Annotated in this window: 20 protein-coding genes; 19 read left to right on the forward strand and 1 reads right to left on the reverse strand. The window is 40.3% G+C overall.

What is annotated here, in order from left to right:
* From accC to spo0A, 14 genes are all read left to right on the forward strand, one after another.
* Positions 1–1,359, forward strand: a complete 1,359-nt coding sequence (gene accC / locus IHV12_RS16175; RefSeq protein WP_191753868.1) for an acetyl-CoA carboxylase biotin carboxylase subunit — start codon at positions 1–3, stop codon at positions 1,357–1,359.
* Between the two features lie 19 nt (positions 1,360–1,378).
* The gene (locus IHV12_RS16180; RefSeq protein ID WP_137788933.1) at positions 1,379–1,786 is read left to right on the forward strand and encodes an Asp23/Gls24 family envelope stress response protein; all 408 of its coding nucleotides are present in this window, start codon (positions 1,379–1,381) and stop codon (positions 1,784–1,786) included.
* Positions 1,787–2,371: 585 nt separating this feature from the next.
* Entirely contained in the window at positions 2,372–2,767 is a 396-nt protein-coding gene (gene nusB, locus IHV12_RS16185; protein ID WP_197130985.1) for a transcription antitermination factor NusB, read from the forward strand.
* 39 nt (positions 2,768–2,806) lie between these two features.
* Positions 2,807–3,670, forward strand: coding sequence for a bifunctional methylenetetrahydrofolate dehydrogenase/methenyltetrahydrofolate cyclohydrolase FolD (gene folD / locus IHV12_RS16190; RefSeq protein ID WP_197130982.1), 864 nt, complete (start codon positions 2,807–2,809; stop codon positions 3,668–3,670).
* Complete coding sequence (xseA, locus tag IHV12_RS16195; RefSeq protein WP_197191502.1) at positions 3,670–5,031, forward strand: exodeoxyribonuclease VII large subunit; 1,362 nt, start codon at positions 3,670–3,672, stop codon at positions 5,029–5,031. Before folD ends, xseA begins: the two co-directional genes overlap by 1 nt.
* The gene (locus IHV12_RS16200; RefSeq protein ID WP_066396014.1) at positions 5,024–5,263 is read left to right on the forward strand and encodes an exodeoxyribonuclease VII small subunit; all 240 of its coding nucleotides are present in this window, start codon (positions 5,024–5,026) and stop codon (positions 5,261–5,263) included. Before xseA ends, IHV12_RS16200 begins: the two co-directional genes overlap by 8 nt.
* Positions 5,260–6,141, forward strand: coding sequence for a polyprenyl synthetase family protein (locus IHV12_RS16205; RefSeq protein ID WP_370568822.1), 882 nt, complete (start codon positions 5,260–5,262; stop codon positions 6,139–6,141). Before IHV12_RS16200 ends, IHV12_RS16205 begins: the two co-directional genes overlap by 4 nt.
* 695 nt (positions 6,142–6,836) lie before the next feature.
* The gene (locus IHV12_RS16210; protein ID WP_137788937.1) at positions 6,837–7,433 is read left to right on the forward strand and encodes a hypothetical protein; all 597 of its coding nucleotides are present in this window, start codon (positions 6,837–6,839) and stop codon (positions 7,431–7,433) included.
* Positions 7,434–7,453: 20 nt separating this feature from the next.
* Positions 7,454–9,352 (forward strand): 1-deoxy-D-xylulose-5-phosphate synthase, encoded by a 1,899-nt coding sequence (gene dxs, locus IHV12_RS16215; RefSeq protein ID WP_197191503.1) that lies wholly within the window; start codon positions 7,454–7,456, stop codon positions 9,350–9,352.
* Positions 9,349–10,167 carry a TlyA family RNA methyltransferase gene (locus IHV12_RS16220; protein ID WP_197191504.1) on the forward strand — a complete coding sequence of 273 codons (819 nt, stop codon included), beginning with the start codon at positions 9,349–9,351 and terminating at the stop codon, positions 10,165–10,167. The genes dxs and IHV12_RS16220 overlap by 4 nt, the downstream gene beginning before the upstream one ends.
* Positions 10,168–10,272: 105 nt before the next feature.
* Positions 10,273–10,722, forward strand: coding sequence for a transcriptional regulator AhrC/ArgR (gene ahrC, locus IHV12_RS16225; protein ID WP_144699169.1), 450 nt, complete (start codon positions 10,273–10,275; stop codon positions 10,720–10,722).
* A gap of 24 nt (positions 10,723–10,746) precedes the next feature.
* The gene (gene recN, locus IHV12_RS16230) at positions 10,747–12,444 is read left to right on the forward strand and encodes a DNA repair protein RecN (RefSeq protein ID WP_197130966.1); all 1,698 of its coding nucleotides are present in this window, start codon (positions 10,747–10,749) and stop codon (positions 12,442–12,444) included.
* A 134-nt stretch (positions 12,445–12,578) separates the two neighbouring features.
* Positions 12,579–13,865, forward strand: coding sequence for a SpoIVB peptidase (gene spoIVB / locus IHV12_RS16235; RefSeq protein ID WP_197191797.1), 1,287 nt, complete (start codon positions 12,579–12,581; stop codon positions 13,863–13,865).
* A gap of 490 nt (positions 13,866–14,355) precedes the next feature.
* The gene (gene spo0A, locus IHV12_RS16240; RefSeq protein ID WP_197131204.1) at positions 14,356–15,159 is read left to right on the forward strand and encodes a sporulation transcription factor Spo0A; all 804 of its coding nucleotides are present in this window, start codon (positions 14,356–14,358) and stop codon (positions 15,157–15,159) included.
* Positions 15,160–15,203: 44 nt separating this feature from the next.
* Here spo0A and IHV12_RS16245 read toward each other — a convergent pair whose 3' ends face one another.
* Positions 15,204–15,440 (reverse strand): DUF2627 domain-containing protein, encoded by a 237-nt coding sequence (locus IHV12_RS16245; protein ID WP_197130963.1) that lies wholly within the window; start codon positions 15,438–15,440, stop codon positions 15,204–15,206.
* A 510-nt stretch (positions 15,441–15,950) separates the two neighbouring features.
* Here IHV12_RS16245 and IHV12_RS16250 point away from each other — a divergent pair.
* The 5 genes from IHV12_RS16250 to lpdA all read left to right on the forward strand — a co-directional run bounded on the left by IHV12_RS16250 (position 15,951) and on the right by lpdA (position 22,386).
* A complete protein-coding gene (locus IHV12_RS16250) occupies positions 15,951–17,642 on the forward strand; it encodes a sigma 54-interacting transcriptional regulator (RefSeq protein WP_231618327.1) in 1,692 nt (563 codons plus the stop codon).
* 131 nt (positions 17,643–17,773) lie between these two features.
* Positions 17,774–18,679, forward strand: a complete 906-nt coding sequence (yqiS, locus tag IHV12_RS16255) for a phosphate butyryltransferase (protein WP_197191505.1) — start codon at positions 17,774–17,776, stop codon at positions 18,677–18,679.
* A 19-nt stretch (positions 18,680–18,698) separates the two neighbouring features.
* On the forward strand, positions 18,699–19,799 hold the full coding sequence (gene bcd, locus IHV12_RS16260; RefSeq protein ID WP_197130956.1) for a branched-chain amino acid dehydrogenase: 1,101 nt from the start codon (positions 18,699–18,701) through the stop codon (positions 19,797–19,799).
* A gap of 27 nt (positions 19,800–19,826) precedes the next feature.
* Positions 19,827–20,939, forward strand: coding sequence for a butyrate kinase (gene buk / locus IHV12_RS16265; RefSeq protein ID WP_197130954.1), 1,113 nt, complete (start codon positions 19,827–19,829; stop codon positions 20,937–20,939).
* 25 nt (positions 20,940–20,964) lie between these two features.
* Positions 20,965–22,386, forward strand: coding sequence for a dihydrolipoyl dehydrogenase (lpdA, locus tag IHV12_RS16270; RefSeq protein WP_197191506.1), 1,422 nt, complete (start codon positions 20,965–20,967; stop codon positions 22,384–22,386).
* Positions 22,387–22,392: the final 6 nt, after the last annotated feature.

Raw genomic sequence — 22,392 nt, forward strand, 5'->3', positions numbered from 1 at the left:
ATGATTAAAAAGCTATTAGTAGCAAACCGTGGTGAGATTGCTGTAAGGATTATACGCGCATGCAAAGAACTTGGTGTTGAAACAGTAGCCGTTTATTCAGAAGCCGATAAAGATGCCTTGCATGTCCGTTTGGCAGATGAGGCTTATTGTATCGGACCGACTGCTTCAAAAGATAGTTATCTGAACTTCACTAACATAATGAGCGTAGCAACACTAACTGGCTCAGAAGCCATTCATCCTGGATATGGATTCTTGGCAGAGAACGCTGACTTTGCAGAACTATGTAGAGAATGTAATGTAACGTTTGTTGGTCCGAGTGCTGAAGCGATCAACAAGATGGGTATTAAGGATGTTGCGAGAGCAACGATGGCGGATGCTGGAGTTCCTATCGTACCGGGTTCTGACGGGATTATTAGGGACAAGGAAGAAGCCATTGAACTCAGCAACAAAATTGGGTATCCTGTAATTATTAAAGCAACAGCAGGCGGTGGGGGTAAGGGGATCCGCGTAGCTAAGAATGAAACGGAACTTTTAAAAGGCATTGCGATCACTCAGCAAGAAGCAGCAACTGCTTTTGGTAACCCAGGTGTGTATATTGAAAAATACATTGAAGATTTCCGACATGTTGAGATACAGGTGCTTGCAGATAACCATGGGAATGTTATTCACTTGGGAGAAAGAGACTGCAGTATCCAAAGACGTCTTCAAAAGCTTTTAGAGGAGACACCATCTCCAGCTATCTCCCCATCTAAACGCCAAGAGATGGGTGATGCAGCAGTAAAAGCAGCTGAAGCCGTTCAATATTCTGGTGCTGGTACCGTAGAATTTATCTTTGATCATAATACAGGTGACTTCTATTTCATGGAGATGAATACTAGAATCCAAGTAGAACATCCTGTAACTGAGATGGTAACGGGAATTGATCTAATCAAGGAACAGATCAAAGTAGCTTCAGGTGAGAGATTGCGATACAAACAAGAAGATATCGAGTTTGATGGCTGGTCGATCGAATGCAGAATTAATGCAGAGAATCCTGAGAAAAACTTTATGCCTTCTGCTGGAAAGATTGAAATGTACCTTCCACCAGGCGGTCTAGGTGTTCGAATTGATTCTGCTGTTTACCCTGGCTATACGATTCCACCATTTTATGATTCTATGATTGCTAAAGTTATAACTTACGGAAATACTAGACAAGAAGCAATCGACCGTATGAAGCGTGCACTAAGCGAGTTTGTTATCGAAGGAATTCATACGACCATTCCGTTCCACCTGCGTCTGTTAAACCATGAGACTTTTGTGAATGGTGACTTTAATACAAAGTTTTTAGAAAATCATGATTTAACTTCAAAAAGCGAATAAGTACGGAGGTGTTTAAGTGATGAACGAACTATCATTTGAAATGGAAAGTTACTCATCAGAATTAGGAAAAGTGGAGATCTCACCTGAGGTTATCGAAGTTATTGCAAGTATTGCAGCTTCAGATGTTGAAGGTGTCGCTTCCATGAGAGGCAGCTTTGCAAGTGGTGTAGTAGAGCGACTTGGAAAGAAAACGCATGGCAAAGGCGTTAAAGTAGAACTCTCAGAAGCAGGTATTTCTATTGATGTATACGTATCAATGAAATATGGAGTTGCGATTCCAGATGTAGCTCAAAAAATTCAAGATTATATCAGACAAGCGCTTCTAGACATGACAGCACTAGAAGCAACGGATATCAACGTATTCGTAGTTGGTGTTCAATTTGATTCAAAAGAAAAACAGAATGAAGCACCAGAAGTAGATTATTAAAAAGATCAAAGGGTGAGGTTCTACTTGCCCTTTGGTCTTTTTTCTTGTTGTTTATTACGAGCAAATTTTGTGATGAAAACATTCAGCTCATTGAAGTTACAGTTGAGGTGGGGGTATAAGTGGTAGAAGAGTACTCGAGTGATGTCAACTCGCCAGTATATAGGCAAATCTCGCCGGGATATAGCCCAAACTTGCGGGTAAAGTCCGAAATTTCTAGAATTATCTCGTGAATTTACTGAATGAACAGTCTGGATACCCCACTTCGTATAGAATGGAAGGTACGTGCCTACTATTTGAGACATTTATAATGGAGACGTACGAATATAGCTCACGGCCTTCCCCGCGGAAAGTGAGCATCCTTTAATGGAAATCAATAAACTTCAAAAGCATGAATGAATTAGAATAAGCCCGAAAAAATTACTTCTTTAAAATTCACACTTAGAAAAGATAAAATACTTTTAACGGAAAGAAAAAAACTGAATGTTCGGAAGGGTTAGTAAGTCCATTGTTCGGATTGTAACGAGTCCTAACATTATGGTATTATGCTAGATAGAAATTGTTCGCAAATAGAAAGGAAGTCGGATTATGAAACGCAGACTTGCCAGAGAAAAGGCATTTCAATCGCTTTTTCAAATTGAAGTAAGTGACATCTCAGCTAGTGAAGCTATGGAGCATGTTTTAGAAGGAGAGCCATCAGACGAATTCTTAACACAGATGGTTCATGGTACGGTTGAAAAGAAAGAAGAAATCGAGCGTTTTCTTACGCCTTATTTAGAAAAATGGAGCTTTTCAAGACTAGCAAACGTGGAACGTGTCGTTCTTCAGATGGCAGCTTACGAATGGCTGTTCATGGAAGAGGTTCCTAAGAACGTAACTTTGAATGAAGCGATCGAAACAGCAAAAATCTTTGGCGGTGAAGAAGCAGGACGTTTCGTAAACGGAGTCCTAGGAAAAATAATCAAAGATATTAACAATAACTAATTAAATAATCAAACAACTACTTTTGAGGGGGACTTTAGAATGGCTGTGTTAGACGGAAAACAGATTGCGAGAGAGATCAGAGAGAAACTTGCAAAAGAGATCCAAGACCTTAAACAAGACGGAATTGTTCCAGGTTTAGCTGTTATTCTAGTAGGCGATCACCCAGCGTCTCGTTCGTATGTACTAGCAAAAGAAAGAACATGTAAAGAGCTCGGTATGCATTCGGTATTGACGGAGCTTCCTGAATCTATTTCTGAGAATGAATTGTTACAATACATTCAAGCGTTTAACAATGACGAACAAATTGATGGGATTCTCGTTCAACTTCCCCTTCCTTCACATATAAGTGAATCAAAAGTAATTGAGGCGATTCTGCCTGAAAAAGATGTAGACGGGTTTCATCCGATTAATATCGGAAGAATGCATGCAGGAGACGAGCAAGCATTCATACCTTGTACTCCTCTTGGAATTTTAGAGATGGTCAAACAAACTGGTGAAGATATTTCAGGCAAACATGTTGTGGTTGTAGGAAGAAGCAACCTTGTTGGAAAGCCAGCTGGGCAGCTTTTCTTGCAAGAAAACGCAACGGTAACGTTTTGTCACTCTAGAACAAAAAATCTTCGTGAACAAACATTACAAGCCGATATTTTAATTGCGGCGGTAGGAAAACCGAACCTTATTACAGAAGATATGGTTAAAGCAGGTACGGTTGTCATTGATGTAGGTGTTAATCGCAAGGAGAACGGAAAGCTTTGTGGGGATGTGGACTATGAGGCCATTAAGCCTAAAGCGAAACATATCACTCCTGTTCCAGGAGGCGTTGGTCCTATGACGATTACGATGTTAATGAACAATACGGTTCTTGCTTCAAAATGGAGAAAGAAGCTAAAGGAAGTACATTAATGCAGAACAACAATCGGTATGTTCCAATATCGGCTGTAACCCGGTATATTAAGAGGCTATTTGAAAATGACGGTAACTTACAAGATGTTTGGGTTAAAGGTGAGCTATCCAATGTTAAGCTCCATAGCAGGGGACATTTGTATTTTACGTTGAAAGATGCAAACAGCAGAGTTTCTGCGGTCATGTTTGCAGGAAACAACAGACATTTAAACTTTAAACCTGAAGAAGGAATGAATGTATTAATTCAAGGTTCATTCTCTGTATACGAACCTCAAGGACAATACCAGCTGTATGTCAGAACGATGCAGCAAGACGGTGTTGGTAACTTGTTTCTAGCGTATGAGAACCTTAAGAATACGTTAGAACAACAAGGACTTTTTGATCCAATGCATAAAAAGCCACTGCCAAAATTCCCTTCGACGATAGGCGTGATCACTTCACCAACAGGAGCTGCCGTAAGAGACATCGTGACAACCATAAAACGAAGGTTTCCGCTAGCTGCTGTCACGATCTATCCCGTACTCGTTCAAGGACCAGGCTCTGCTCCATCCATCGTTCGGGCGATCGAACAAGCGAATGCTTTGAATGCTTCAGATGTACTAATAGTAGGACGTGGTGGAGGCTCGATCGAAGAGCTGTGGGCGTTTAATGAAGAAAGTGTTGCAAGAGCGATCTTTCAATCACATCTGCCGGTCATTTCTGCTGTTGGGCATGAAACAGATTTTACGATTGCAGACTTTGTAGCTGATCTAAGAGCACCAACACCAACAGCTGCGGCTGAGATGGCAGTGCCTCATCTAGATGAATTGAAAGATAGATTATTCCAAAGAAATGTTCGTCTGAAAAGAGTGATGAATGAGTTTGTTGCCGGTCATCAACAGCATCTATCACGCCTTCAAAAATCGTACGCTTTTAAATACCCTACGCAATTGATAAAACAAAAAGAGCAAGAACTCGATAGGTGTATGGATCAATTGAAACGTACAGTTGGAAGCTTTGTTGATCAGCATCAGAATCATCTCTCACAGGTTAAACGTCAGCTTTTTTTGTTTTCACCAAGTGGTCAGATTCAGAAGGCAAACGAAAGAGTTGTTTCTCTGCATAAGACATTGCTAAAAGAAACAAATCGTCACGTAAGGCAGCACCAGAGGGATTTTTCAAACAAGATTTCTAGGCTCTCTTCCCTTAATCCTCTAGCTGTAATGGATAGAGGGTACAGCTTGACCTATAAACAAGGCAAAGACGAATTGGTTAAGTCCGTATCACAGGTAAAGGCTGGAGATGCACTAACGATAAAGTTAAAAGATGGACAGATTGATTGTCACATCACTGGAACGGAGGCGTCTTACACGAATGACTGAAAAAACAAGCAAACTTACATTTGAAGAAGCTATGATACAGCTTGAAGAAATCGTTGAAAAGCTTGAACAGGGAGATGTTCCTTTAGAAGAAAGTATCGATCTGTATCAACAAGGGATGAAGCTTTCAAAATTATGTCATACGAAATTACAGAATGTTGAAAAGAAGATGGATACGATTCTGCATGAAGACGGAAAAGAAGAACCATTCGCGATTCAGGAGGAAGATCATTGATAGCGTTTGAACAATATCTTCGAGATAAAAAATCATTGGTTGAAGAACAGATGGTTGAATACTTAAACAAGCTAGATGCTCCAGAAACATTAAAAAAATCGATGCTATATTCCATTTCTGCAGGTGGAAAGCGAATACGTCCGATCCTGGCTCTTGCTGTTATGGAATCTTTTGAAAAGAATACAGCAGAAATAGAGGATGTTGTTTGTTCGATTGAATTTGTTCACACGTATTCTTTAATTCATGATGACCTTCCTTCTATGGACAATGATGATTATAGAAGAGGAAAACTCACGAACCATAAAGTTTTTGGTGAGGCTCAAGCGATTCTAGCAGGAGATGCTTTATTAACCGAGAGCTTTAGCTTGATTACAAACAACTCTTCTTTAACATCTGACCAAAAAGTTCAAATGATTGCAGTTTTATCAAAAGCTGCTGGAGCAACAGGTATGGTCGGCGGTCAAGTAGAAGACATAGAGGGAGAGAACAGAGACCTCACGTTAACGGAGTTAGAAAGCATTCATGAAAAGAAGACAGGTAAAATGCTCGAATGTTCAGTGATCATGGGTGGAATTGCAGCGGGAGCTTCTAATGAAGATCTAATGCACCTGACAAACTATGCACGACATATCGGGATTGCTTTTCAGATTCAAGATGACATCCTTGATGTAACAGGAAATCAAGAAGAAATAGGTAAACCCGTTGGAAGTGATGAGGCTAATTTGAAAACTACTTATCCTAAGATTCTTGGACTTATTGGTGCAAAGAAAGAAATGGAAAATCATATACATATTTCTTTGGAACATTTAAACAAGATCAACGGAAATACAGGCATATTAGCGTCCATCGCTGACTACATTATAAAAAGAAACCACTAAGAGATTGTTGCAAAATTGGAAGTATGATATGATATTATTTGCTTTGGAGTGGTGCAGTATTCTAGTCAGCCCCCCATTCCTGAAGGCGGGCCTAAAAATCCGCCAAAGGGCACATCGATGAAGTTCCTTGCATTGGCTTGAGGCGCCCAGCCTTGGGTCATCGCTGGGAGTTAAGGTTGAAGGGCGATCCACAATGGCATGTGGGCGAGGACCCTTCTTCCGCGGAGGCCCCCATATTTGCGGTTTGTGTTCAAAAGACCTTACTGCGAAATGGGGTTTGAACCTGCTTAGCTTTTTTTCTTGTTCACAGGAAAAGAAGGCGAGCAGCGTAGCCTGCCTTGAGTGGAGCTTGAGGGGATTATGGTGTGAAAAGCCTGTATCGGTTGGCCGCTGATTATGAGCTTTATACCATATGAAATCTTCTCTGCAAAAGAGGCTAGGGAATGTGCGCGAGGCTGTTGAGGAAAACTCCTAGACTGTTCTGCCCTGACACCTTTTAGGGATTATAGTGCGGACTAAGTGGTAATCTAGTCTAACGTTTGGTGACAGCGTTAAGAAGAGAGTAAAGGGAAACCGCGAATATGGCGACATTTCGTACTCTTCTGGGAAAACCTACTGGACCTAAGCCGCAGTCTTTACTTAATAAGGTGACCACTCCCTATTACATAAAGTGACCAAAAAGTGAGGAGTTATGCATGAAGCATTCCTTTTCTAAAACACTCAAATGGAGTACAAGCATTGCCGTTATCACTCTTGTGTTAGCGGCTATTTTTACAGTTATATCCTCTTTCATGTTAAATGGAGTTTCGTGGGCGTTAGGGATGGGAATCGTCTTTCTAATCGTATTAACCGGGGTTCTTTTTGATATAGTAGGGGTAGCATCCACAGCTGCGAAAGAAGTTCCGTTTCACGCGATGGCTTCTGAGAAGGTTCCTGGAGCAAGACATGCTATAATCATTACAAGAAACGCAGATCGTGTAGCGAATTTTTGTAACGATGTTATCGGTGATATCTCTGGAATCGTTAGCGGAACAGCATCTGCTGCAGTTGTAGTAGAACTTACACTCTCTATGGGGAATAGGTCTGGATCAAACTCTGAGTATTTGATCTCGATCGTCTTCACGAGTGTAGTGGCTGCACTTACGGTAGGAGGTAAAGCGTTAGGAAAGTCATATGCGATCAACCACTCAACCTTTATTATTTTTCAGGTTGGGCGTTTATTATATTTTTTAGAGGAAAAATTAAGAATTAAACTGCTATCGCCTGCTAAAAGAGAGAAGAAAAGGCGTTAATGGAAAGAGAGGCATATTCCATGAACCTGGAAGAAATTCAAGATCCTCAGTTTTTAAAAACGTACGAAACTGAACAATTAAATAAATTAGCGGCTGAAATCCGTTCTTTTCTAATTGAAAAACTTTCAGTTAGAGGAGGACACCTTGGTCCTAACCTTGGAGTAGTAGAACTTACACTTGCTATGCACAAAGTCTTTGACAGTCCTAAAGACAAGTTTATTTGGGATGTAGGTCATCAAGCTTATGTGCACAAGATCCTTACGGGAAGAGCATCTCAGTTTGATACACTTCGTCAGTATAAGGGTCTCTGTGGTTTTCCTAAAAGGATTGAAAGCGAACATGATGTGTGGGAAACAGGACACAGTTCTACATCACTTTCTGCCGCTATGGGAATGGCGATCGCTAGAGATCTTAAGAAAACAGATGATAAAGTTCTTGCGGTCATTGGTGATGGTGCTCTAACAGGCGGAATGGCTTTAGAAGCGCTGAACCATATCGGTCATGAAAAGAAAGACTTAATCGTAGTACTAAACGACAACGAGATGTCTATCGCGCCAAATGTAGGGGCTCTTCACAACGTTTTAGGACGCATGAGAACAGCTAGAAAATACAATAAAGCAAAAGATGAGCTAGAATCATTGATCCGTAAGATACCTGCGTTTGGCGGGAAACTGGCTGCCACAGCCGAACGTGTAAAGGATAGCTTGAAGTATCTGTTAGTATCAGGCATGTTTTTTGAGGAATTAGGCTACACCTATTTAGGACCAGTAGATGGTCATGATGTAGATGACCTGATCGAGAATCTAACATATGCCAAAAAGACTGAAGGTCCGGTAATCGTCCATGTTCTTACGAAAAAAGGAAAAGGGTATGAGCCGGCTGAAAGTGATAAAAAGGATAGCTGGCATGGTGTAGGCCCTTATAAGATTGAATCAGGTGAGCAGATCAAACCGCAGCAGATTGGACCATCTTACAGCGGTGTGGTCAGTAAAACACTTGAGACGCTCTCGCATAAAGATGATCGAATCGCAGTGATAACGCCTGCGATGACCATTGGCTCAAAGCTCACTGATTACGGAAAAGCGTTTCCTGATCGTTTGTTTGACGTTGGTATTGCGGAACAGCATGCAACAACGATGGCAGCAGGGCTTGCGACGCAGAATATGAAGCCGGTCCTATCGATCTATTCTACGTTCTTGCAGCGAGGTTACGACCAAGTTGTTCATGATGTAGCGAGACAGAATTTGAATGTTGTTTTCACAATAGACAGATCTGGTCTAGTTGGTGCTGATGGAGAAACGCACCAAGGTGTATTTGATATTGCTTTCTTGCGTCATATTCCAAATATGGTATTAATGATGGGGAAAGATGAGAATGAGCTTCAGCATATGGTTTACTCTGCTCTTAAATATGAAGATGGTCCGATTGCGATCAGATTCCCTAGAGGTAACGGTTCAGGAGTACCGATGGATGAAGAGTTTGAGAATATCCCGATTGGTTCATGGGAAGTGCTGAAAGATGGAGACGATGTTGCGATTCTTACGTTTGGAACGACGATTCCAATGGCACTTGAAGCTTGGGAGATCCTGGCGAAATCAGGTGTGTCAGCGCGTGTGATCAACGCTCGTTTTATCAAACCGCTTGACTCAAAAATGCTAAAAGAACTTTATGCGGAAAATATGCCTATTCTGACGCTGGAAGAAGCTGTCCTTCAAGGTGGATTCGGAAGTGCGGTATTAGAGCATGCATCTGATAATCAGGCAAGTGTTATCATCGATCGCATGGGTATACCAGATTGCTTTATCGAGCATGGCAGCGTAACGAAACTGTTAGAGGAGATCGGAATTACAACACCTGATCTTGTTGAGCGTGTGAAAGCACTTGTTAAAAGAAAGGCAGAAAAGGGTCTTCTTACATGAAAAAAGAACGGGTAGATGTACTGCTTGTCAATCGAGGACTTTGTGAAACACGAGAGAAAGCCAAACGATCTGTTATGGCAGGTCTTGTGTATTCAGGAACGAACCGGATGGATAAGCCAGGAGAAAAGATAGAACAAGATGCGCCTCTTCAAGTTAAAGGAGATGTCATTCCTTATGTAGGAAGAGGCGGACTTAAGCTTGAAAAAGCACTTCAGATCTTTGATTTTGATGTTAAAGAAAAGATTGGGATGGATATTGGAGCTTCAACAGGCGGTTTTACTGATTGTGCACTTCAAAATGGCGCATCTTATATTTATGCGATCGATGTTGGCTACAACCAACTCGCTTGGAAATTAAGAAATGATTCTAGAGTAGCTGTGATGGAAAGAACAAACTTTAGGTATGTAACCCCTGATCAGCTGCAACTAGGCATTCCTCACTTTGCAACGATAGACGTTTCATTCATTTCTCTACGAATCATACTTCCTGTGCTGACTCAGCTTATGCCAACTGGAGATGTGATCGCTTTGATCAAGCCACAGTTTGAAGCAGGGCGTGAAGAAGTCGGGAAAAAAGGAATCGTCAGAGATTCGAAAGTTCATAAACGTGTGATAGAAGAGATTACTGACTTTGCCCGCAAAACAGGGATTAATCCAGTTGCATTGTCCTTTTCACCTATTACTGGTGGGGATGGCAACATTGAGTTTTTAATGCATGGAAAAGTGAACAATGAGGACTTTCGAACAATAACTTCAGAAGATATTGAAGAAGTTGTTAAGTCTGCTCATGAAACATTAAAGAAAGAGCGGGAATAAATTTCTCGCTCTTTTTTTATTCTATTAATGAAAAATTTACATCCTATGCACAATAGTATAAGATAAAGGCAGAATGTGACAGTGTAAATTGAGGTGGAATCACGAGTGAATAAAGGACAACGACATATTAAAATACGTGAAATGATCAGCAACCATGATATTGAGACACAAGACGATTTAGTGGAACTGCTCAAGAAAGCAAACTTTAATGTAACGCAAGCAACTGTTTCGCGTGATATTAAAGAACTGCATCTTGTGAAAGTGCCGATGAACGACGGTCGCTATAAATACAGTCTTCCGGCTGACCAAAGGTTCAACCCACTGCAAAAATTAAAAAGAACGCTGACTGACAGCTTTATCAGTATTGATTACGCAGATCATCTAATCATTATGAAGACACTTCCGGGTAATGCAAATGCAATTGGTGCGTTAATTGATAAGCTAGATTGGGAAGATTTAATGGGAACGATCTGTGGCGATGATACAATCTTAATTATTTGTCGTTCTAAAGAAGTTAGTTCAGATGTTTCGCAGCGCTTTTTAGATATGCTGTAATTTTTAAAATAAGGTGTGATGTAATTGCTGGCAGAATTAAGTATTCGTAATTTTGCTATTATTGATTCTTTGAGTGTTTCTTTTAAAAAAGGATTAACCGTATTAACAGGTGAAACAGGTGCAGGAAAATCCATCATCATTGATGCGATCGGACTTTTGATCGGCGGCCGCGGTTCTACAGAGTTTGTGCGTTATGGTACTCAAAAAGCTGAGATAGAAGGCCTGTTCCATATTCATCCAGGTCATCGTGTGTATGATAAATGTGAGGAATTTGGGATTACGATTTCGGATGAAGATGAGATGGTTGTGCTTAAAAGGGATATAACGGAGAGCGGAAAAAGCATTTGCAGAGTAAACGGAAAGCTTGTTACACTGTCTGTTCTTAAAGAGATCGGACAGGCATTAGTAGATATTCATGGACAGCATGAAACGCAATATTTAATGCAGCCTGATAAACATCTTTTTTTACTCGATAGTTTTGGTGACAAGGATTTTAAAAAAGAATTAACTGCCTATGAAGCAACATTTAAGGACTATAAAGAAATCAATAAACAGCTTTCTGAGCTTTCTCGGAATGAACAAGAGATCGCACAAAGAATAGATCTCCTCGAATATCAATATCAAGAAATTGCAGGTAGCAATCTCATTCCTGATGAGGATGTTAAGCTAGAAGAAGAAAAACGTATGCTTTCGAACTTTGAAAGAATTCATGGCTCTCTTCAGGATGCATACCATAATCTTTATGGTGAAGGTAAGGCACTGGAGTTAGTCTCAAGTGCGCTAGCTGATTTCTCGCAAGTCGCAGCACTTGATGAATCATTAAAAGCTGACGAAGAGCAATTTGGCAACAGCTTCTATGTCCTTGAGGAGCTTACATATAAGATTCGGGATATGTTTGATTCATTAGAATACAATCCGGAAAGGCTCAACAGCATTGAGTCGCGTCTCGATGAATTGAGTAAGCTTAAACGAAAATATGGTTCTTCTGTAAAAGAAATGATCCATTATAGTGAAAAGATTAAAAAAGAGTTAGAACTTATTCAAAATAAAGATAATCATATCGAAGAACTCAAAAAGAAGCAGGATAAGCTTATTGCTAAACTTGAGATCTCAGGGAAGAAGCTCACTAAAAAGAGAGCAGAGACAGCAAAAGTCTTAAAAAATAGCATTCAGCAACAGCTAAAAGAACTTTATATGGAAAAAACCAAGTTCGAAGTCGTGATGAAGCGAATTGAGGATAATCAATTTTTGAGAACAGGACTGGATGCTGTAGAATTTTATATCTCTCCGAATCCTGGCGAGCCGCTTAAACCGTTATCTAAAGTGGCGTCTGGCGGAGAACTTTCTAGGATCATACTAGCACTCAAAACCATTTTTTCAGAAAATCAAGGAATTACCGCTATTATATTTGATGAAGTGGATACTGGAGTTTCTGGGCGAGTGGCTCAAGCGATAGCGGAAAAGATTTACAGGGTTTCTGTTGGTTCGCAAGTGCTTTGTATCTCTCACCTTCCACAAGTTGCTGCAATGTCTGATACGCATCTCCACATCTCTAAAGATACATTGCAAGGTAGAACCGTCACAAAGGTTCTTACCTTAAAAACGGATGAAAAAGTAAATGAAATAGGCAGAATGATCTCAGGTGTTGAGATTACAGACCTTACAAGGCAGCATGCTCAGGAATTGTTAGAGCTTGCAGCGTCCATCAAAAAGACATCATAAACTTTATTCATGAAAAAGCTATCCATTTAAGGAATAGCTTTTTCTTTTTTCTTGGTTATAAACTCAAGGTCCGTAGGCTAAATTAAAGGTACAGCCATGGTGAGGGTGTGAGCTTGGAGCGAGGAGAGTGTATGATGTATAAGGATTTACTTCGGCGAATGATCGGCGTTATTCTCCTTGGAAGTTTAGTGGGAATCGGTTTTTTGTCTCCTGTGCGTGAGTATGTAGCACTGCCAGAATCGATTACCTTTTTTGAAGGACAGCATGTCATGCAAGCCCTTCCTGTTGGAACAAACATGAAGCAGGAAGAAACAAGTGTTTATACGACTGCAATGAAAAGAGAACATAAAGTTTCGATACAAGCCAAAACAAACGGTGATAGCATGGCAACTCTCGAAGCAGCAAGTTTTCCTATAAAAAAGATGAATGTAAAAGTTTTGTCTGATCTTAAGGTTGTGCCTGGTGGACAATCAATAGGAGTTAAGTTAAATACTCTCGGGGTATTGATTGTTGGGCATCATCTCGTAAATACAACAGCAGGAAAACAATCTCCAGGTGAAATAGCCGATATTCAAGTAGGAGATATTATTACCAAAATCAACGGAAAAAATATTAAAAAAATGGGAGATGTAAGCCCATTTGTTAAACAATCAGGGGAAACGCGAAATCCTTTAGATGTAACCATCATTCGAGATGGTAAGACGTTTCATAAGACACTTACTCCTCTGCAGGACAAGAATGACCAGTCCTATCGTATAGGACTATACATTCGAGATTCAGCAGCCGGTGTGGGTACACTGACGTTTTTTGATCCTGCGTCATTTAAGTATGGTGCACTCGGTCACGTGATTTCAGATATGGATACGAAAAAACCTATAAAAGTAAACAACGGAGAAATCCTTGGTTCTACCGTTACTTCCATTGAAAAAGGTTCGAATGGTCACCCAGGAGAAAAGCTAGCGCGTTTTTCCAATGACCAAAGAGTTTTAGGGGATATATCTAAAAACAGCCCATTTGGGATTTTTGGAAAATTAAATGATAAATTATCGAATGGGGACTGGAATAAACCGTTGCCAATCGCCCTTTCACATCAAGTAAAAGAAGGTCCAGCGAAGATACTTACTGTTGTTAACGGTTCAAAGGTACGAGAATTTGACGTTGATGTAGTAAGTTCTGTTCCGCAAAAATTTCCTGCTACAAAAGGAATGGTCATTAAGATTACAGATCCTGAACTTTTGAAGATTACAGGTGGAATCGTTCAAGGAATGAGTGGCAGTCCAATCATTCAGAATGGAAGGATTATTGGAGCAGTCACCCATGTGTTTGTAAATGATCCAACATCAGGTTACGGTGTTCATATCGAGTGGATGCTTGATGAAGCCGGAGTCAATATCTATAAAGAAACAAAACAGGCAAGTTAACTCGAAACCGGTAGAATTTTTTACCGGTTTTTTTATTTTTATTTGGATTGTAAGTTCATCCAGTATTCTTTCAAAACGAGTTGAAGCAGAATGCTACTAACTAAGACTGAGCCGAGTGGGCAGGTGTGACATTAAAGGCTCCTCGCGCCAGCAGGAGGGTACCGCCCGCCTCGGTGAACCTGTAGCCTTAGCCTGAACTTGAAATCCTCGCCTACTACTTTCATTAGGTTTAAGCATAGTTACTTTTAGATAATTTAGACAATCCTATGAAAATTTTGTATAATGAGGGATATAAAGAAAATTCGACAAATATGCTTGTGGAAAATACAATAACTGTCGAAATTCAAAGTAAATTGAAGATAACAGCTATATCTGCTACAAAAACAAAATAATTTTAAAAAATTTAAAACAAAATAAAGGGATTTAAGATTTATTGTTGAAATATTACATTGGGAAAAACAAGAAATTGTTGGATGGGGAGGAAATAATGGTGCAAAAAATTAAAGTTTGTCTAGCTGATGATAACCGTGAACTGATTAGTCTTTTGAGGGAGTATCTTTCAAGTCAAGATGATATGGAGGTAATCGGGGTAGCTTACAACGGTCAAGAATGTTTGTCCGTTTTAGAGAATAAAGATCCTGATGTTTTAGTTCTAGATATTATCATGCCTCATCTAGATGGATTAGCAGTGCTTGAGAAGATCAGAGCTAGCGATGATCTGCCTCAGCCGAATGTTATCATGTTAACGGCGTTTGGTCAGGAAGATGTTACGAAAAAAGCCGTAGACTTAGGTGCTTCATACTTTATCTTAAAACCATTCGATATGGACAATCTAGCGAGTCAGATCCGTCAGATCTGTGGTGCAGAAAAGACAACTGTACAGCGTGCGTCCGGAAATAATCGAAACAACTTCCAATCAACAATCAACAATAAACCACGCAATTTGGATGCGAGTATCACTAGTATCATTCATGAAATCGGAGTTCCTGCTCATATTAAGGGATACATGTATTTAAGAGAAGCGATCTCAATGGTATACAATGACATTGAATTATTAGGATCGATCACAAAGGTTCTATATCCAGATATCGCAAAAAAATTCAATACAACATCAAGCCGTGTTGAACGTGCTATACGCCATGCGATCGAAGTAGCATGGAGCCGTGGAAACATCGATAGCATTTCATCCTTGTTCGGCTATACAGTATCCATGTCAAAAGCGAAGCCAACGAATTCAGAGTTCATCGCGATGGTCGCGGATAAGCTTCGAATCGAACATAAGGTAATGGCATAAGTACTTATTTATAAAAATAACCATCTCTCAAGGTTGAGAGATGGTTATTTTTTTCTGTATTTTAACTGAACTTTATTTCTTTTACGGTCTCTGTAAAAGATGAATCCACCTACAAAAGTTAAGCCCGCTAAGAAGCTTAACAAACCAGCGATAAATTGTAGCCATAAGAATGGAAACGGAAACTGCAAAACTCCAAATAAAGTGTCTCTCATCCATTTGATGCCCATCACGGCCATGATTCCAGGAATTAATACGATTACCAAAGCTGCATATCTGCTCATGAAGAATTCACTCCTTTACTTGTCTTATTGTACATAAAGTTAAAATTATTGTCGATGCAAAATAAGTTTGCAAACCCTTTCATAGTGAGCTATGATAAACTTGTGAAAAATATTGCATGTTATAATAAAAAGGTGGGCTAATTGTTGCAAAGGATCGTATTGCTGGCAGCGCAAGAAGAATTTGATTTGGTTCAACAGATCAATCGATCTGAAATTTTTGAACTTGCAGCTATTTTGCAAGGACCTCTTCAATCGTTGCCGACCAGATTGGATAACATCCCGGTATTTACATATACTTCGGCACCGAATGAGGAGATTGACGTAATTGTTTATTCGGATTCTCTTAAAGAAAGCGCAGATTGGTTATATGAGAATAAGTATCCTACGTCAGGAAAATTGACTACTTCTCAATTTCGATTTCTGTTATCAAGTCCTAACGAAACAAAAAATATAAAAGACATCGGGCACTTGCAGCAGCTTAAAACGATATTAGACAATACACACGATGGCATGATCGTTATTGATCAAGATTTAACGATTACTATATTTAACAAAAGTGCTGAAAAAATGACAGGTTTATCGAAAGAGCAAGCTGTAGGAAAATCAATACTAGAAGTAATGCCGAACAGCCAGCTTCCGCGAGTTATGGACTCAGGCATAGAAGAAGTGAATCAAGAACAAATTTTAGCTAATGGTACGAAAATCTATACAACACGAACACCTATCTTAAATCATGAAGGTCGAAAGCTTGGTGCTTTTGCCGTCTTTAAAGATATTACAGAAATCGTTGACTTGGCAGAAGAAGTAACGAATTTAAAAAGCATACAAACGATGTTAAGGGCTATCATCCAATCTTCGGAAGAAGCTATATCTGTTGTCGACGAAGAAGGAAAAGGCATTATGATCAATCCTGCTTATACGAAGCTTACAGGTTACACCGCAGAACAAGTGATCGGGAAACCTGCAACAACTGATATTTCTGAAGGTGAAAGTATTCATATGCAAGTTCTTAAGACACGCAAGCCTGTGAGAGGTGCTCGTTTAAGAGTTGGACCGAACCGAAAAGATGTGATTGTTAACGTTGCACCTGTGATCGTCGATGGTCTATTAAAAGGCAGTGTAGGGGTAATACATGATGTTTCAGAAATTAAAGGACTTACAGAAGAACTGAACAGGGCGAGACAAATCATTCGAACACTTGAAGCGAAATATTCGTTTGAAGATATCATTGGTACGTCAGAAGAGATGAGTTTTGCGATCGATCAGGCTAAGCTTGCAGCTTCTACACCAGCGACCGTTCTTCTTCGTGGGGAATCTGGAACAGGAAAAGAGCTTTTTGCTCATGCGATACATAATGCAAGCAGCAGAAAGTTTAATAAGTTTATACGTGTCAACTGTGCAGCGCTTTCAGAATCTTTGTTAGAAAGCGAACTGTTTGGTTATGAAGAAGGTGCTTTTTCGGGTGCATTAAGAGGCGGAAAAAGAGGACTCTTCGAAGAATCAAATGGTGGAAGTATCTTTTTAGATGAAGTGGGAGAGTTGTCGCAGAACACACAAGCTAAACTTTTGCGCGTACTGCAAGAAAATGAAATCAGACGTGTAGGTGGGACAAAAGCGATTCCGATCAATGTGCGTGTCATCGCCGCAACCAATGTTAACCTTGAAAAAATGATCGCTGATGGCACGTTCAGGCAGGATTTGTATTACAGATTGAACAGGATGCCGATCTATATTCCGCCATTAAGAGCAAGAAACAATGATATATTGCTTTTAGCTTATCACCTTCTTCAGAAGTTAAATCAAGACTATGGAAGAAACATTGATTTTATCAGCAAGGATGCTGAAGACTTTTTACTAGCGTATCATTGGCCGGGAAATGTTAGAGAGCTTGAAAACGTATTAGGCAGAGCGATCATCCATATGAGCCATACGGATTCACAGATCAACCGTAGTCATATTTCTTTATTATCTTTAGAACCATCGAATAAAGAGGACGTCCATCTGCAAATTATGACCGATACGACTGATGATGAGAAGACTTTAGCTGAACAAATCGATGCGTTTGAAAAACAGATTTTAACAGAAGCTATAGAGAGGTTTCGTGGCAACAAGACGAAGACAGCTAAATCACTGGGTATCTCACTTAGGAATTTTTATTATAAATTAGAAAAATATAATCTCGATGAAAAACTACGCAAATAACTTCACGCAAAATATTGCAATGTATTTGCAGTTTATTGCATAGTTAGTACATGATAACTATATTTTAACTTCATTTAAAAGTTGGCATGAAAATTGCATAGTTAATAAAGCGGTCAACAAGGGGGGATAGCATGCGTTTACAAAACTTGGTGAGCCAAGCCAAAAATCAACAAGAGAAACCAGTCATCGCAGTGGCAGAAGCTGGGGATCAGGAGGTTTTGGAAAGCATACTGAAATCATATAAAGAAGGGCTCGCCCATTTTATTCTGTTTGGAAACGGTAACAAAATTTCTGATTGGTTAGAAAGAAATGCGGATGTTCCGTTGGATGGAATAAAAGTTGTAGCTACAGATACATCTTCGGCTGCTTTAAAGGCGGTAAAAGCTGTTCATGATGGAGACGCTGATATTTTGATGAAAGGGCTTATCTCAACTTCTGCTCTTTTAAAAGCAGTCTTAAATAAAGAATTTGGTCTCCGTACAGGCAAAGTGTTATCACATGTTGCTGCATTTGAAGTAGAAGGATTTGAAAAATTGATCTTTATTACAGATGCTGCCATGAACATAGAGCCTGACCTTAATCAAAAAGTACAGATTCTACAAAATGCTATCGACTTTGCGGCTCGCACTGGCGTGAAGGTTCCTAAAGCGGCTGTGCTTGCAGCAGTAGAGAACGTTAATCCTGCTATGCAGGCCACATTGGACGCAGCGAGTCTTACTGTTATGAATCTTAGGGATCAAATTACAGGCGGTATCGTTGAAGGTCCTTTGGCTTTAGATAATGCAATTTCGAAGGAAGCTGCAGCTCACAAAGGTATTACAGGAAGTGTGGCAGGTGATGCAGACATCCTTCTTGTTCCAACTATTGAAACAGGAAATGTTTTGTATAAATCGCTGATCTATTTTGCTCGTGCGAAAGTTGGAGCTGTGATCTGTGGTGCTAAAGCACCGATCGTTTTAACATCTAGAGCTGATTCAGCCGAAAGTAAATATTATTCAATCGCTTTAGCTGTAAACTCAGTCATCACTGATAATTAAATCTTAGGAGGAAAACACAATGGAAATCTTTAAATATATGGAAACTTACGATTATGAGCAAATGGTGATCTGCCAAGATAAACAATCTGGACTAAAAGCAATTATCTGTATTCACGATACGACACTAGGTCCTGCACTAGGCGGAACAAGAATGTGGACATACGAGACAGAAGATGCAGCGATTGAAGATGCACTTAGACTTGCTAAAGGCATGACTTATAAGAACGCAGCTGCAGGATTGAATCTTGGCGGTGGAAAAACAGTAATCATCGGTGATCCAAAGAAAGACAAAAATGAAGAAATGTTCCGTGCGTTCGGTCGTTATATTCAAGGACTTAATGGACGATATATTACAGCAGAAGATGTAGGTACAACGGTTGAAGACATGGACCTAATCTACCAAGAAACACAATACGTTACGGGTGTATCACCTGCTTTCGGTTCAAGCGGTAATCCATCACCAGTAACAGCTTACGGTGTATACCGTGGTATGAAAGCGGCAGCAATGGAAGCGTTTGGTACAGATTCTCTAGAAGGAAAAGTTATCGCTGTTCAAGGTGTTGGACATGTTGCTTATACACTATGTAAACACCTTCACGAAGAAGGCGCATCATTGATCGTTACAGATATCAATAAAGAAGCTGTGCAACGTGCAGTTGAAGATTTTGGCGCAAAAGCTGTTGAGATCGATGAGATCTACAGCGTAGATTGCGATATCTTTGCTCCATGTGCACTAGGAGCAATTATTAACGATGATACGATTCCACAGATTAAAGCAAAAGTTATTGCAGGAGCTGCAAACAACCAACTTAAAGAAACGCGTCACGGTGATGCTATCCATGAGATGGGAATCGTTTATGCGCCAGATTATGTAATCAACGCTGGTGGAGTTATTAACGTAGCAGATGAGCTTAACGGCTATAACCGCGACCGTGCTATGAAAAAAGTAGAAACGATCTATGACAACATCGCGAGTGTTATCGAGATCTCTAAACGTGATAACATTCCAACATATCTCGCAGCAGATCGACTTGCAGAAGAGCGTATCGAACGCATGAGAATGTCTAGAAGTCAGTTCTTATTAAATGAAAGACATATCTTGTCTAACCGATCTCGTTAAGAGTTCGTATCAATGGAGGTTTGAAACGTGCATCAAAAAGAATTTCGCATACTAGTGATCAATCCGGGGTCAACCTCTACTAAGATTGGAATTTTCGATAACGAACGGCCAGTATTTGAAAAAACGATCCGTCATGATACAGAAACTATCCATTCGTTTGATTCTGTTATTGATCAGTACACTTTTAGAAAAGAAACGATCTTAGAAGCTTTAGACTACGAAGGCATCAATATTTCAAAACTGAGTTGTGTAGTCGGCAGAGGCGGTTTGTTAAGACCGATCGAAGGTGGCACGTACAGCGTTAATGAACCGATGCTCAAGGATCTGAAAAATGGTTACGCTGGTGAACATGCGTCGAATTTAGGTGGAATCTTAGCATTTGAAATAGCAGAAGGTCTGAATATCCCATCTTTTATCGTAGATCCAGTTGTCGTGGATGAGATGGATGAGATCGCAAGAATTTCGGGTGTTCCTGAGATGGAAAGAAAGAGTATTTTTCACGCGTTGAATCAAAAGGCTGTTGCGCGTCGTGTAGCAAAACAGTTAAATAAATCTTATGAAGCTCTTCGTCTTATTGTCGTTCACATGGGCGGAGGAATCACGGTAGGTGTTCACAAGGATGGCAGAGTGATCGATGTAAACAACGGACTGCATGGAGAGGGACCGTTCTCTCCTGAACGTGCAGGCACTGTTCCGATAGGCGATTTGGTATCACTCTGCTTCTCTGGTGAATATTACGCAGAAGAAGTGATGAAGAAGCTTGTTGGACAAGGTGGTCTTGTTGCCTATCTTGGAACAAACGATGCCAGGACCGTTGAAGAAAGAATCGAGAACGGTGACAAAAAAGCCGAGCTTATCTATGACGCGATGGCTTATCAAGTCGCAAAAGAGATCGGATCAGCAAGTACCGTTCTTTATGGACAAGTTGATGCGATCATACTAACAGGCGGTCTCGCTTTCGGAAAAGAATTTGTTAAGAAGATAACAGACCGAGTTGAATGGATTTCTGATTGTATCATTCAGCCGGGAGAGAATGAGCTTCAAGCGTTAGCAGAAGGTGGCCTTCGTGTATTAAGAGAAGAAGAAACAGCAAAGGTTTATCCTGGAGGAAAAACGATTGCTAAAGTGTCACTGGATTAACTAACAGCAAAAGGAGATATGAGCGATGTCAAAAGACTTTGATTTGGTCATATTGGGCGGAGGGACTGGTGGCTATGTAGCTGCCATCCGAGCTGCTCAATTAGGAAAAACCGTTGCAGTTGTTGAAAAAGGAAAGCTTGGAGGTACTTGCTTACATAGAGGATGTATACCGAGTAAAGCTTTATTAAGAAGTGCTGAAGTATACAAAACAGCCAAAAAAGCTGCAGACTTTGGTGTTGATATTGAAGGAATCGGCTTGAACTTTTCCAAGATGCAAGAACGTAAGCAATCCATCGTAAATCAACTACACATGGGTGTACAAAGTTTGATGAAAAAAGGAAAGATCGAAGTCTATGAAGGAATCGGACGTATCCTAGGGCCATCCATCTTCTCTCCGATGCCAGGTACAATATCAGTTGAGTTTAATGATGGTACAGAAAATGAGATTCTAATTCCGCAGAACGTAATTGTTGCAACAGGGTCTAGACCACGTTCATTACCAGGATTAGAGATTGACGGTGATTTTGTTATGTCTAGTGATGAAGCACTTGAGATGGAGAACTTGCCATCATCAATCATCATCGTCGGCGGTGGAGTAATCGGGATTGAATGGGCGTCTATGCTCAATGATCTTGGAGTGGAAGTAACAGTACTAGAATATGCTGACAGAATCGTACCGACAGAAGACGAAGAGATTTCGAAAGAGGCTGCGCGAGTTCTCAAGAAAAAAGGGATCAAGCTCGTAACAAGTGCAAAAGTCCTTCCTGATACATTAGAAAAAGGCGAAAGCGTAATGATTTCAGCTGAACATAAAGGCGAGACAAAACAATTTAGTGCCGAGAAGATGCTCGTTTCTGTTGGACGCATGGCGAACACAGAAGGTATCGGTTTAGAAAATACCATCATAAAAGTTGAAAACGGATACATTCAGACGAATGAATACTTCCAAACCGCAGAGAGCCACATTTATGCGATTGGAGATGTAATCGGAGGACTTCAACTCGCGCATGTTGCATCACACGAGGGGATCACGGCAGTAGAACACTTGTCTAACCTGCAACCTGAGCCGATCAACTATGATAATATTTCAAAATGTATCTATTCAAGTCCAGAGATGGCAAGTGTCGGTCTTACTGAGAAACAAGCTAAAGATCAAGGCTTCAACGTAAAAGTGGGCAAGTTTCCTTTTAAAGCGATTGGAAAAGCTCTTGTATATGGTGAAAGTGATGGGTTTGTTAAGATCGTTGCAAATAAAGACAACGATGACCTTTTAGGCGTTCATATGATCGGACCTCACGTAACGGATATGATCTCTGAAGCCGGCTTAGCGAAAGTTTTAGACGCTACACCGTGGGAGATGGCTCATACCATCCATCCACATCCATCTCTATCAGAAGTATTTGGTGAAGCAGCGTTAGCTGTTGAAGGAAAAGCGATCCATTTCTAAGGAGGT

It is taken from the genome of Fictibacillus sp. 7GRE50 (assembly GCF_015903875.1).
In the GTDB taxonomy this organism is placed as follows: Bacteria; Bacillota; Bacilli; order Bacillales; family Fictibacillaceae; genus Fictibacillus; species Fictibacillus phosphorivorans.